Source organism: Xanthomonas cannabis (assembly GCF_040616535.1).
Classification (GTDB): domain Bacteria; phylum Pseudomonadota; class Gammaproteobacteria; order Xanthomonadales; family Xanthomonadaceae; genus Xanthomonas; species Xanthomonas cannabis.
The window spans coordinates 2,660,140-2,673,541 of record NZ_CP136580.1 but is presented as its reverse complement, the minus strand read 5'-3'; the positions used below and the strand labels follow the sequence as shown (position 1 = coordinate 2,673,541).

Here is a 13,402-nt window from a genome sequence, read left to right as displayed (position 1 = left end):
GTCTCTCCTGGCTTACGGTGCGCCGCCGGCCAGCGCGCCGGTGCTCAATGGGGCGTTGGGTGAGGACGCGTGGGGCGAATCGCTGTGCGGCGATGGGGTGCCTTGGGTCGGCGGGAACATCGCATCCGGTCCCTTGCGGATGGTCTTCAACGACAGCTTGATCGCGATGACCAGCAGCGTGGTGTACAGCGCGGTGAACCCGACCAGCGTCATCACGATCTCGTACAGATCCAGCCCCGATGCGGCGTAGAACGTGGGCAGCACGCCTTCCACCGCCCACGGCTGGCGGCCGTACTCGGCCACGAACCAGCCGCATTCAATCGCGATCCACGGCAGCGGCAACGTCCACAGTGCCAGGGTCAGGAACCAGCGCTTTTCCTGGAAGTTGTGCTTGCACGCAAACCAGAACGCCACCGCAAAGAAGGCGATCAGGTAGATGCCGATGGCCGCCATGATGCGGAAGGTCCAGAACAGCGGCAGCACGCGTGGCACCGTGTCCATCGCGGCCTGGGCGATCTGCTCGGGCGTGGCGTTGCCGATGTCGTCGCGGTAGCGCTTGAGCAGCAGGCCGTGGCCCAGGTCCTGCCAATGCGCATCGAAGACCTTGCGTGCTTCGGCATCGTTCTTGTCGGCGCGAATGCGTTGCAGTGCGCCGTAGGCGATCTGGCCACCGCGGATGCGGTGTTCGGCACGGCCCACCAATTCAAGAATGCCTGGAATCGGCTCATCCAGCGAGCGCGTGGCGATCAGGCCCATCAGGTACGGGATCTTGATCGCGTAATCGTTGCGATGGGTGGTCTGGTTCGGAATGCCGAACGCAGTGAAGTCGGCCGGCGCAGCTTCGGTTTCCCACATCGCCTCGATCGCGGCCAGCTTCATCTTCTGGTGCTCGTTGGCGGCATAACCGCTTTCATCGCCCAGCACCACTACCGACAGCGACGACAGCAGGCCAAACGCGGCGGCCACCGCGAACGAGCGCCGCGCCATCTCCACATGCTTGCCGCGTAGCAGATAGAACGCGCTGATCGACATCACGAACACCGCACCCAGCACGTAGCCCGCACTGACGGTGTGCACGAACTTGGCCTGCGCCACCGGGTTGAACAGCACGGCGACAAAGTCGACCACTTCCATGCGCATGGTGTCCGGGTTGAACACCGCGCCGGCCGGGTTCTGCATCCAGCCATTGGCGATCAGGATCCACAGCGCGGAGAAGTTGCTGCCCAGCGCCACCAGCCAGGTGGTGATCAGGTGCTGCACCTTGCTCAGGCGGTTCCAGCCCAGGAAGAACAGGCCCAGGAAGGTCGCCTCCAGGAAGAAGGCCATCAGCCCTTCGATCGCCAGCGGTGCACCGAAGATGTCGCCGACGTAATGGCTGTAGTACGACCAGTTCATGCCGAACTCGAACTCCATCACGATGCCGGTGCCGACCCCCATGGCGAAGTTGATGCCGAACAGCACGCCCCAGAACATGGTCATGCGTCGCCAGATCTGCTTGCCGGTCATGACGTAGACGCTTTCCATGATGCCGAGCAGGAACGACAGCCCCATGGTCAGCGGCGGAAAGATGAAGTGGTACATCGCGGTGACTGCGAACTGCAGCCGCGACAGTTCGACAACTGTCGAGTCGATCATGGCGGGGTGGCCTGGTTGAGAATCGGTAGTGGATGCGGCGGATCATCTGCTCCTTCCGCGCCCGGCGCGTTGATCCAAATCAATGCGGCCCCGATGAGCTGCGGCACAATGCCCATCCCGCAGCGGCGGGTGGCGACTTACAATCGCTTGCAGTGAGCAGTCTTCGACCGAACCGATGTGAGCCAGCCCAGCGTGCGAGCCAGCGAAACACCCGCCCAGCGCCGCCAGCGCGGCCAATGGCTGGATGCATTGGCCGTACCCGCCGCACGTGCGCGGCGGCTGGCCTGTGTGGCCGTGGCGCTGTCCGGGGTGCTGCTGCTCGCGCAATCGGCCGCGATTGCCTGGTTACTGCAGGCAGTGCTGGTGCGGCACGTGGCCGTGGCGCAGCTGCGCGACGTGGGCATCGGCCTGCTGGTGGCCGTGCTCGGCCGTGCGCTGCTCACGGCCTGGGCGCAAGCGCTGACCGGCGAGGTGGCCGATGTGGCCAAGCGCGCGCTACGTGCACGCATCGCGCGTCGTCTGGTGCAGCACGGTCCGGTGTGGCTGCGCCGGCAACGCAGCGGCGAGCTCGGCGAACTGAGCCTGGCGCATACCGATGCGCTGGAAGGGTATTTCGTCGGCTATCAGTTGGCGCGGACCGAGATGCTCCTGGTGCCACCGCTGATCCTGATTGCGGTGTTTTCAGTCGATTGGGTGGTGGGCCTGGTGCTGTTGCTGACCGCGCCGTTGATCCCGTTGTTCATGATGCTGGTGGGCTGGGGCGCCGAGGCCGCCGGCCGCGAGCAGCTGGGCGAGCTGGCACGCATGGGCGGGCATTTCGCCGATCGTCTGAAGGGCCTGGGCCTGCTGCGCGTGTACGGCCGCGGCCAGACGGAATTGCGCGGGATTGCCGCCGCCGCCGAGGGCGTGCGCGAGCGCTCGCTGAAAGTGCTGCGCATCGCGTTCCTGTCGTCCACCGTGCTGGAGTTCTTCGCGTCGGTGAGCGTGGCGATCGTGGCCTTGTACTTCGGCCTGAGCTATCTGGGCATGCTCGACCTGCATGGGCTGCCGTCCCTGGGCGCGGGCATGTTCTGCTTGCTGCTGGCACCGGAATTCTTCGCGCCGCTGCGACGTCTTGCTGCGCATTACCACGACCGCGCCAATGCGCTGGCAGCGGTGGCCGAAGCCGAGCGACTGCTGGAAGGCGTTGACGCCGAGCCGGCGCCTGCCGGCGCGCCGCCGCCACGTCCACTGGAGCCGGCGCAGGCGCGTGCGCCGCTGCTGCAGGTACGCGATCTGGCGTTGCGCCCGCCGGGCGCGCCGCATGCGGTGGTGACGCAGTGTTCGCTGGCGTTGCAGCCCGGCCAGCGCGTGGCGTTGATCGGTGCCAGCGGCAGCGGCAAGAGCACCTTGCTGGAGGGCCTGGCCGGTTGGTTGACGCCGGAGGCGGGTAGCGTGGTGCTGCGCCCCGGGACGCGGGTGGGCTACGCCACCCAGCGGCCCTACCTGTTTCACGGCAGCATTGCCGACAACCTACGCCTTGCCGACCCGCAGGCCAGCAACGCGCGGCTGCTGGCGGTGGCCGATGCGGCGCAGGTGATGCGGTTTGCCGCGCAGCTGCCGGCCGGCCTGGACACGGTGATCGGCGAACGCGGCTTCGGCCTGTCCGGCGGCGAGGCGCGGCGCGTGGCCTTGGCGCGGCTGCTGTTGCGCGAGCCGGACCTGCTGCTGCTGGACGAGCCCACCGCCTTTCTCGATCCCGACACCGAAGCGGAGCTGCTACGCACGTTGGGCGTGTTTGCGCGCGGCCGTGCAGTGGTGCTGGCCACGCATAGTCCGGCCGTGATGCGCTGGGCCGACACGGTGATCGATCTGCACGGCGCCAGCGTCACGGTGGAGCAGCCATGAGCGACCCACGCCACGACCATCTGCGCGATGTGTTTCACCGGCATGCATGGCGCCTGCTGCTGTCGGCGCTGCTGGTGCTGGTCACCGCGCTTGCCGGGGTGGGGCTGCTGGGCCTGTCCGGCAGCTTCCTGACTGCCGCGGCCCTGGCCGGCGTGGCCGGCATGGGCGCGGGCTTCAATTTCTTCTCGCCCTCGGCGGGCATCCGCGCGCTGACCTTTGCCCGCATCGTGTCGCGCTACGGCGAAAAGGTGATCGGGCACGATGCGACGCTGCGCATTGCGCGCGATCTGCGCGTGTGGTTCTTCCGGCGCGCGCTGCCGCTTGCGCCGGGCCGGTTGTCGGCCACGCGCACCGGCGATCTGCTGGCGCGGCTGATGTCCGACATCGGCGAGGTGGACGGTCTGAGCGTGCGTGCGCTTGCCCCGCTGAGCGCACTGCTCGGCATCTGGCTGGCCGGGCTGGTTGCCGCTGCGTTGATCTACCTGCCTGCCGCGCTGCTGTTGCTGGTGCTCGGCGTGCTGATCGGCGGGCTGGTGCCGTGGCAGGTTGCACGTGGCGGCGCACGACGCGAGCGGCTGCGTGCGCAGCAGCGCACGGTGCTGCGCACGCAGGCGTTCGAAGGGCTCGAGGGCGCGGCCGATCTGGCCGCCATCGATGCGCAGGGCGCCTGGCTGCAGCAGGCCGATGCCGCTGCAGCCGACGTGGTGCAGGGCGACCGCCTGCAGCGCCGGCACCTGATTGCCGGCACGGCGTTGCATGCGGCGTGCGGCGGCATCGGGCTGGCCGGCATGCTGTGGCTGGCGCTGCACGCTGCCGAGCGCGGCTTGATTACGGCCGAACTGGCGGCAGGGCTGGTGTTCCTGACCATGGCGCTGCTGGAAGTCTGGGCCGGTGCCGGGCTGGCGCTGCAGGCGTTGCAGAGTGCGCGCGTGGCCGCCAGACGCCTGCAGGCCATCGTCGATCAGGCACCCTCGGTCAGCGACCCTGCACAGCCCGTCGATGTACCGGTCAGCGGCACGCTGCAACTGCAGCAGGTGTCCTTCGCGTGGCCGGGCGGCGTGCGTCCGGTGCTGCAGGCGCTGGACCTGACCCTGGCGCCCGGCGAGCGTATCGCCATCAGCGGCGACAGCGGCAGCGGCAAGAGCACCTTGTCGGCCCTGCTGCTGCGCCTGTGGGACCCGCACGCCGGGCAGGTGCGCTATGCCGGCATTGATCTAAAAGCCTTTGCGCAGGCGCAGTGGCATCGGCGCATCGCCTGGCTGCCGCAGAATGCGCCGGTGTTCGCCGGCACCGTGCGAGACAACCTGGCCATCGGCGCTGCCGATGCCGACGATGCCGCACTGTGGGCAGCGCTGGACCAGGTGCGTCTGCGCGCCTGGGCCACCGCCCAGGATGGGCTGGACACCTGGGTTGGCGAAAACGGCGCCACGCTCTCCGCAGGCCAGGCGCGCCGCCTCGCACTGGCCCGCGCGCTGTTGCGCAATGCCCCGATCCTGCTGCTGGACGAACCCACCGACGGCTTGGACGTGGACACCGCGCACGCCTTGCTGCTCGACCTTGCCGCCGTACTGGGTGAGCGCAGCCTGGTGATGATCACCCACGACAGCGTGCCTGCGGGCGTGGTGCATCGGCACTACCGCATGCGGGGCGGAGTGCTGCAAGCGCTGGAGTGAGCCGTCGGACGAGCGGTGCGTCATGCGCCGACAAGACCAGGTCGACGACACGCCTCACCTCGTCAGATACACCGCCCACGCCAGGGCCGCGGCGTTCGCCAGCGCGCTGACCCAGAACGCGATCTGGAACGAGGTCTTTACGGTCTTGTGCCGGAACAGCGACTGCGCCAGCAGCGCGCCGGGCCAGCCGCCGAGCAAGGCGATGGCATGCAGGGTGGCTTCCGGGGTGCGGCGCTGGCCGCGCGTGGCGGCGGTCTTGTCCAGCCGATAGGCGATCAGCGCGGCAATGCTCGTCACCGCGTACCAGAGCGCAATCGCGGCCGGTAGCCGGTCTGCGAGCACCAGGCCGAGCATGCCGACCGCGAACAGGCCGGCCAGCAGCCGGCGCGGCAGTACGCTGCTGGTGGTTTGCGAGGGCCGTGCTCTGGCTCTGGAAGTGGCTCTGGACCTGGCAATCAGCAGGCGTCCAGGAAGTCGCGGACTGCCGGGCCGAAACGGGCGAAATCCACCAGGAAGGCATCGTGGCCCTGCGGTGAATCCAGGCCGAGGAAGCGGGCATCGGCGCCGCCTGCGCGCAGGCCTGTGGCAATCTGCTCCTGCTGCTGCACCGGAAACAGGATGTCGGTGTTGGCGCCGATCGACAGCGCACGCGCAATGCGGATGTTGGCCAGGCCGGCCAACACTTCGGCGTCGGTGGAGACGTCTGCGGACGCGATGCTGCTGTGCGTGTCGACGGTCCGCGTCGCATCGACCGGGGCCGTGTCAACGGATTCGGCCAGGTCGAACCAGTCCATCGAGCGGCTCAGATACAGATAGCAGTTGGGGTCGAAGAAGCGCACGAAACGGCGCGCATGGCCTTCCAGATAACTTTCCACCTGGAATTCCAGGCCAAACGGGTCATCGGCGGCCTGTTCGGAATCCAGCCGCACCCTGCCGAAGCGACCATCCCACTCCAGTGCCGAGCGATACGTGATCACGCCAAGCTTGCGCGCCATACGCATGCCCGACTCCGGGTAGTGCATGTCGTCGTAATTGCCGCCATTCCAGTGCGGGTCCAGCCGGATCGCTTCACGTTGCAGCGAGCGGATGGCGATGGAAAACGGCAACGCCTGCGCGCTGCCGGAGATGTTGATGTGATTGCGTGCAATGCCCGGATGGCGCAGCAACAATGCCAGCGCCGTCATGCCGCCCATCGAGTTGCCGATCAGGCAGGCCAGCTGGGTGATGCCCAGTGCGCGCACGACATCGGCGGCTGCATCGGCCACGTCTTCGATCGACAGGTCCGGAAATGTCAGCCGATACGGCTGCCCGGTCGCCGGATCGATCGACGCCGGCCCGGTGGAGCCCTTGCAGCTGCCCAGCGAATTGACGCACACCACGAACCAGCGGGCGGTATCGATCGGCTTGCCCGGCCCGACCATCGCGTCCCACCAACCCGGCTCGGGATTGGCCTGGTTGGCTGCAGCGTGCGCGTTCGGCGACAGGCCGGTGACGATCAGGATGGCGTTGCTGCGGTCTGCGGCCAGCGTGCCCCATGTCTCGTACGCCACGCGTGCCTGATGCAACACGCCACCGCGTTTCATCGGAAACGGCGAAGGCAGTGCGTGGTAGAGCGTGCCGGGAGGAATGAATTCAGTCATGTCGCAATTCTATCTGCCATGGGATGCGCTGGGTGCAGGGTGGGAATCGGGAATCGGGAATCGGGAATTGGGAATTGGGAACGGGGAACGGGGAATTGGTTTGAGCCGTTGCGTGGTGTGATGCCGCTCTTTAAAGCGCGTGAGCTGCAACTTGGTTGCAGGGCCCTTGCCCGCCCACCATCGCAGGACACGCCGCAAGTACATCCATGTAGCTCCTTGGCGGCATCCATGCCGCCAAGGGTCCCGCGATGGTGGGCGGGCAAGGACCAGTGGAGATGGTCGGTCTGCATGGATTTCAACAGCGACTAGCAAACTGCGACGCGGTGTCTTTGCTTTTCAACAAAACCGCCAGGCTTTTCAACAAAACCACCAGCCAACTGTATAGCGTGGTGTCCTCGCCGAGTGCGGGAGCGTGTGGCGGCATGGATGCCGCTATCGAACCTATATGGACGTACTGGCGGCGTGTCCCGCGAGCGGTGAGGGCGCCGCGCCCTCGACCAGACGTGAAGATCGCCACGCGATCGCGATAGGCACAATGCAGGCGTCGCTACCTGATTGCTTGATCCGGGCAGCAAAGGCGCAGGGCCAGTCATGGTGGTCGGTGCGCAGAGCTTTCAAGCGGTCACGATGGTGGCGCGCAACTGCATGCGGTTGCAGCCTGCGTCTTGTTGATCGCTCCTTGTCCATTAGCCCCAAGGCGTGCAATGACACACGGCGAGCACTCAGCGGCCGATCACCAGTTCCACTGGGGCGCCTGCCGGCAGCTCCACCGTCACCGGCACGCTCTCGACGTCATCTGCTTGATCGCTCCTTGTCCATTGGCCCCAAGGCGTGCAATGACACACGGCGAGCACTCAGCGGCCGATCACCAGTTCCACTGGGGCGCCTGCCGGCAGCTCCACCGTCACCGGCACGCTCTCGACGTCATCTGCCTGGCGCATGGCGTTGCCGCTGCGCGATAGCCGGGCCAGCACCTGCACCTTGTCCAGCGACGACAGCGGGCGCGTCGGCATCGGGCTGTCGCCGTCGTCGAGGGTGAGGGTCAACGGCAGTTCGCTCAGTGCGTGTTTTTCCACTGCTACCGGCATCGGTGTGTCGGCCGCACGCGCGATCACGAACACGCTGGTGTCGTTGGGCAGGCCCGCCCGTTTTGCGAACTCCGCATCCAGCGTTACACGCACCTGGATGCGTTTGCCACCGGCTGCATCGGCGGCGGGCACCGCCGGTGTCTGGATCGGCTCAAGCTTGGCTTCCTGCCGCGCGGCGTTGATCTGTTCGAGCAGGCCAGGGCGGGTGCTGGCGTCGACCACCCGCAGCAGCGGTTCCCAGGTGGCGCTGGCTTGGGCGGGTTGGCCGGCCTGACGTTGCACCACGCCCAGGAACCAGCGTGCGCGTTGATGGTCAGGCGCTACCACCAACGCGTGTTCGAGCAGGCGCATGGCCTGCGGGTCCGGGCGGCCGCTGTCGTCGGCCAGCATGCGCGATTGCGCGGCGGCCACCAGCACATCCGGCTCGTCCGGGCGCAAGGTGACCGCGCGCGCGAAGGCATCGCGGGCCTCGGCAAACTTCTGCTGGCTGGACAGCGAGCGCCCCAGCAGCACCCAGCCTTCGGCCTGATCGGGATTGCGCGCCAGCGCCGTGCGCAGCTGCGCAATGGCTTCGTCCAAGGTGCGCGGGGCGGCCGGCCGGTTGGCGGCCTGCTCGATCGCCGAGGGCGTGCCGACCAGCCAGTACAACGCCGCACTGGCAGCCAGCAACAGCACCGCAATGCCGGCCGCCAGGCCGCGCGTTTCACGCCAGAGCGGCCGCAGCGCCACGCCGAACGCGAGCAACGCGATCACGATCACCGCAATGACAAAGCCGGCCATCACCACTCCTGCTCGTCGGCGGGTAACGCGGGTGCGGCCGCACTGCGCCGACGCACCACCATCATCACTGCCACCCCGCCCAGCAGCAGCACCAGCAACGGGCCGAACCACAACAGCCAGGTGCGCGATTCCACCTGCGGGCGGTACAACACGAACTCGCCATACCGGGCGACCAGAAACTGGCGGATCTGCGCATCGCTGCGGCCGTCGTGCATCAGCGCCAGCACCTCGCGACGCAGGTCCTGCGCAATCTGCGCGTTGGAATCGGCCAGCGACTGGTTCTGGCACTGCACGCAGCGCAGCTCGGCGGTCAGCGCGTGGAAACGCGCTTCTTCCGCCGCCGAGCGGTACTGCAGCGGCGATGGGTCGCCGACCGGCTGGGCCAGGGCCAGCCAGGGCAGCAACAGCAGCAACGTCAGCAGCCAGGCGCGCGTCATTGGTTGGCGTGCAGGTCCGGAGCGGCAGTGGGCGAGCGTTCGATCTTGCTCAGCGCCGGAATCAGCTGGGTGTCGATGATGGATTGGGTCAGCATGCCGCTGTATTTCCAGCGCACCACGCCGCGCCCGTCGACCAGAAATGTCTCCGGTGCAGCAGCGATGCCGAAGTCGATGGCGGTGCGGCCATCTTGATCGGCGACCACCAGCAGATACGGGTTGCCCAGTTGCTCCAGCCAGCGCAACGCATCGGCGCGCTCGTCCTTCCAGTTGTAGCCGATCACGCGCACGCGCTTGGTCAGCGCAAAGCGGCTCAGCACCGGATGTTCCTCACGGCAGGCCGGGCACCAGCTGCCCCATACGTTGATGATGTACGGCGCACCGCGCAGCTCGCGCGCATGCACCACGATGCTGGGGTCGTGCAGCAGCGGCAGCGCGAACTCCGGTGCCGGTTTGCCGATCAGCGCGGAGGGCAGGGCATCGCGATCGTCGTGACCTGAGCGCACCACCGCATAGACCAGCAGTGCTGCAAGTGCGAGCAGCAGCACGATGGCGCCCACGAGGACGGCCGTGGGCAGGCGGGGCGAACGTGACTCAACCATCTTGGATCTCCGGAGAACGACGAAAACGCCGGTCGGCGGCCGTGACCAGGCCGCCGAGCGCCATCAGCAGCGCCCCCAGCCAAATCCAGCGCACGAACGGTTTGAGGTGGACGCGCACCGCCCAGGCCTGATTGCCCAGCGGTTCGCCAAGGGCGACATACAGGTCGCCGAACGGGCCGGGGCGGATCGCCGCCTCGGTGAGGGTTTGTCCGCCGCTGGCGTAGCGACGCTTTTCTGCATGCAGCATGCCGACCGGCGCGTCGTCCTTGAACACCTGCAGGTTGGCGCGGTCGGACACGTAATTGGGTCCCCGCCGTTCTTCCAGGCTGTCGAAGTGCAGCGCATAGCGGCCGAGCTGCACCTGCTGGCCGGGCGCCAGCGCCACTTCGCGTTGCAGGCTCAGCGATTCAACCAGCAAGGCACCGGCCAGGAACACCGCCACGCCCAGATGCGCCAGCACCATGCCCAGCATTTCGGCGGTGTAGCGACGGCCCTTGGCCGCCCGCCGCGTCCACAGGAAGCGTGCGGTGCCCAGCATCACCCAGGCCGCGCCGGCCACACCGATCGCGGCCTTGAACTGGCCTTGCGGCGCCATGAACCAGGCCAGCGCTCCGGCCGCCAGCGCCAGGGCCGCCCACGGCGCCAGCAGCGCCAGCGGCCGCGAGGCCTGTTCGCGCTGCCAGCGGGTGAGCGGGCCAAACGGCAACAGCGCCACCAGTGGTGCCATCAACACCACGAACAGCGTGCCGAAGTAGGGTGGGCCGACCGACAGCTTGCCCAGGCCCAGCGCATCGGCCAGCAGCGGATACAGCGTGCCCAACAGCACCATCGCGCAGGCGCAGGCGAGCAGCAGGTTGTTCAACAGCAACAAGGTTTCGCGCGAGCTGCCGGCAAATGCGCGGCGCGGATCAGCGTCGGGCGACATCCGTGGCGCGCGCAGCGCGTACAGCAGCAGCGAGCCACCGACCACCGCCAGCAGGAACACCAGGATGAACAGTCCGCGTGACGGGTCGGCGGCAAACGAATGCACGCTGGTCAACACGCCTGAGCGCACCAGGAAGGTGCCCAGCAGCGACAGTGCAAAAGCGGCAATGGCGAGCAGCAGGGTCCAGCTGGCAAAGCTGCCGCGTTTTTCGGTGACCGCCTGCGAATGCAGCAGGGCGGTGCCGACCAGCCACGGCATGAAACTGGCGTTTTCCACCGGGTCCCAGAACCACCAGCCGCCCCAGCCCAGTTCGTAATACGCCCACCAGCTGCCCAGCGCGATGCCCACGGTGAGCATCGACCACGCCACATTGGTCCACGGCCGCGTCCAGCGTAGCCAGCGTGCGTCCATGCGGCCTTCCAGCAATGCAGCAATGGCGAAGGCGAACGGCACCGCAAAGCCGACATAGCCGCAATACAGCATCGGCGGATGGATGATCAGGCCCGGATCCTGCAGCAGTGGATTGAGGTCGGCGCCTTCCAGCGGTACCGGCACCAGGCGCGCAAACGGGTTGGAGGTGAACAACAGGAAGGCCAGAAAGCCGACGCTGATCAGCGCCATCACCCCCAGCACGCGCGCCACGACCTGTGCCGGCAATTGCCGCGACCACAGCGCCACCGCGCCGGTCCACAGCGCCAGTACCAGGGTCCACAGCAGCAGCGAGCCTTCGTGCGCGCCCCAGACCGCCGAGTAGCGGTACATGACCGGCAGCAGGCTGTTGGAATTTTCGGCGACATAGCGCACCGAAAAGTCCTGTACCAGAAACGCATGCGTCAGCACCGCAAAGGCGGTGGCGATCAGGCCCAGCTGCACCAGCGCCGCCGGCCGCGCCACTGCCATCCAGCTGCTGCGGCCACGCTGGGCGCCGGCCAACGGCACGGCGGCCTGCACCAGCGCCACCAGCAGGGCCAGCACCAGCAGAAAGGTGCCGAGCTCAGGAAGCATGGGCGACCCAGAACCGGGCGGTGTGGAACGGGCCAGCGGAAGCGGCAGGCAGACGGACCACGTCGGAAGACCCGCACAGACCGCGGCACAGGGTGGCGCGCCAAGCCCGGTGACGTGCAACGCCGCTTCTTGCGATCGCGCCGTCTTCCGTGGCCGGCGCGTGCGTCGGCCGGCGGAAGGGGCGAGAAGCGTCCCACGTGCCGCCGGGAACACCGGAAGACACACCCGCCGCGCAGCTTCCGACGACTGCATCGAGTCTCTTCCGCACTTCCGATCGCCGGTCGCAGGCCCCGGCAGCGCCGTCCATCAGTCCATCCCTCACTGCATCACCTTGCCGGGGGCCACCTGATGCTTGCGGTGCGCACTGCCCATCTTGTCGGCCACTTCCTTGGGCATATAGGTTTCATCGTGCTTGGCCAGCACATCTTCGGCAACGAACACGCCCTGCTGCATGCGACCGGTGGCCACCACCGCCTGACCTTCGCGGAACAGGTCCGGCAGGATGCGGTCGTAGCGTACCGGCAGCTGCGCGTCGCCATCGGTAACGCGGAACTGTGCCTCCAGCGAACCGGAGGCTCTTTTGAACGAGCCTTTCTCGACCATGCCGCCAAGCCGAAAACGGGAATGCGCGCCGGCATCGCCACGCAGCACTTCCGAAGGCGTGTAGAGATAGGCCACGTTGCGCTGCAGGGCCATGGCCACCAGCGTGGTCGCCAGCCCCCCGGCCAGCACCAGCGCGATCACCAGCCACAGACGGCGGCGACGTTGCGGGTTCATCGGCTCAGCTCTGCATCGCTGGGCAGCACGCGCTTGCGCTCACGCAGGCGGCGCGCCTGCGCAACCCTCAATGCACGGCGCACCTGCCAGCGGCCGGCGATCAAGTCCCACAGCAGCACCAGCACGAACACCGCATAGGCAGCGACGACATAGGGTAGGTAGCTCATGCCGTGCCCTCCGCATCGCGCACGATCCAGGCCTTGCCGGCCTCGCGGCGCAGGTTGTCGGCGCGCGCGCGGGTGAGCAGGGAGCCGGCGAACCAGAACTTGGTGCCGATCACCATCAGCCACAACGGCAGCAACATGCTGGCATCGATGGTCGATGGCCCGAACAGGCGAATGCTCTGGCCCTGGTGCAGCGAATTCCACCACACCACCGAGTAGCGGATCACCGGCAGCAGCACCACGCCGACGATCGCCAGCAAGCCAGCCGCGCGTGCGGCCTGGCGACGGTCGTCGATGGCGTGGTACAGCCCGATCACCCCCAGATACAGGAACAACAGGATCAGTTCGGTGGTCAGGCGCGGGTCCCAGTCCCACCAGGCGCCCCACATCGGTTTGCCCCAGATGCTGCCGGTCAACAGCGTGATCACGGTGAACGCCGCGCCGATGGGCGCGCATGCCATCGCCAGGATCTCGCACACCTTGATGCGCCAGATCAGCGCGATCGCCGCGTACACCGCCATCACCCCGAACACGAACAGACTCATCCACGCGCTTGGCACATGGATATACAGGATGCGGAAACTGTCGCCCTGCTGGTAATCGGCCGGCACCGCAAACAAGGCCTGCCAGATGCCGGCGCCCAGCAGCAACGCGGCCAGCGCATGGCACCACGGCGCCCAGCGCGCAGTGAATCGGTCGAAGATCGGCGGCGAGGCGAGTTGGTGGAACCAGCGGGCGACGACGTTCATGCGGTGGCGATGGCTCTTGGCATGGCGATGGCTTCTTGCATGG

General features: G+C 67.5%; 12 protein-coding genes. 2 read left to right on the top strand and 10 right to left on the bottom strand.

The window, feature by feature from the left end; all coding sequences use genetic code 11:
* Positions 1-12: 12 nt before the first annotated feature.
* Entirely contained in the window at positions 13-1,635 is a 1,623-nt protein-coding gene (locus tag RZV17_RS11430; protein ID WP_166744406.1) for a cytochrome ubiquinol oxidase subunit I, read from the bottom strand.
* Positions 1,636-1,812: 177 nt separating this feature from the next.
* Here RZV17_RS11430 and cydD point away from each other — a divergent pair, with 177 nt between their 5' ends.
* Both cydD and cydC read left to right on the top strand, forming a co-directional pair.
* A complete protein-coding gene (gene cydD / locus RZV17_RS11425) occupies positions 1,813-3,522 on the top strand; it encodes a thiol reductant ABC exporter subunit CydD (RefSeq protein ID WP_184370860.1) in 1,710 nt (569 codons plus the stop codon).
* A complete protein-coding gene (cydC, locus tag RZV17_RS11420; protein ID WP_184370857.1) occupies positions 3,519-5,195 on the top strand; it encodes a thiol reductant ABC exporter subunit CydC in 1,677 nt (558 codons plus the stop codon). Before cydD ends, cydC begins: the two co-directional genes overlap by 4 nt.
* Positions 5,196-5,249: 54 nt before the next feature.
* Here cydC and RZV17_RS11415 read toward each other — a convergent pair whose 3' ends face one another.
* From RZV17_RS11415 to RZV17_RS11375, 9 genes are all read right to left on the bottom strand, one after another.
* A complete protein-coding gene (locus tag RZV17_RS11415) occupies positions 5,250-5,549 on the bottom strand; it encodes a DUF1294 domain-containing protein (protein WP_104579719.1) in 300 nt (99 codons plus the stop codon).
* A 101-nt stretch (positions 5,550-5,650) separates the two neighbouring features.
* A complete protein-coding gene (locus RZV17_RS11410; RefSeq protein ID WP_179455951.1) occupies positions 5,651-6,835 on the bottom strand; it encodes a homoserine O-acetyltransferase in 1,185 nt (394 codons plus the stop codon).
* A gap of 854 nt (positions 6,836-7,689) precedes the next feature.
* On the bottom strand, positions 7,690-8,703 hold the full coding sequence (locus tag RZV17_RS11405) for a tetratricopeptide repeat protein (protein WP_184370854.1): 1,014 nt from the start codon (positions 8,701-8,703) through the stop codon (positions 7,690-7,692).
* Positions 8,703-9,140 carry a cytochrome c-type biogenesis protein gene (locus tag RZV17_RS11400; protein WP_047696546.1) on the bottom strand — a complete coding sequence of 146 codons (438 nt, stop codon included), beginning with the start codon at positions 9,138-9,140 and terminating at the stop codon, positions 8,703-8,705. Before RZV17_RS11400 ends, RZV17_RS11405 begins: the two co-directional genes overlap by 1 nt.
* Positions 9,137-9,739 (bottom strand): DsbE family thiol:disulfide interchange protein, encoded by a 603-nt coding sequence (locus RZV17_RS11395; RefSeq protein WP_039565919.1) that lies wholly within the window; start codon positions 9,737-9,739, stop codon positions 9,137-9,139. Before RZV17_RS11395 ends, RZV17_RS11400 begins: the two co-directional genes overlap by 4 nt.
* Positions 9,732-11,669, bottom strand: a complete 1,938-nt coding sequence (locus RZV17_RS11390) for a heme lyase CcmF/NrfE family subunit (protein WP_355603476.1) — start codon at positions 11,667-11,669, stop codon at positions 9,732-9,734. Before RZV17_RS11390 ends, RZV17_RS11395 begins: the two co-directional genes overlap by 8 nt.
* 318 nt (positions 11,670-11,987) lie before the next feature.
* On the bottom strand, positions 11,988-12,446 hold the full coding sequence (gene ccmE / locus RZV17_RS11385) for a cytochrome c maturation protein CcmE (RefSeq protein ID WP_184374997.1): 459 nt from the start codon (positions 12,444-12,446) through the stop codon (positions 11,988-11,990).
* On the bottom strand, positions 12,443-12,613 hold the full coding sequence (locus RZV17_RS11380) for a heme exporter protein CcmD (protein WP_166751088.1): 171 nt from the start codon (positions 12,611-12,613) through the stop codon (positions 12,443-12,445). The genes ccmE and RZV17_RS11380 overlap by 4 nt, the downstream gene beginning before the upstream one ends.
* Positions 12,610-13,359, bottom strand: coding sequence for a heme ABC transporter permease (locus RZV17_RS11375; RefSeq protein ID WP_047696538.1), 750 nt, complete (start codon positions 13,357-13,359; stop codon positions 12,610-12,612). Before RZV17_RS11375 ends, RZV17_RS11380 begins: the two co-directional genes overlap by 4 nt.
* Positions 13,360-13,402: the final 43 nt, after the last annotated feature.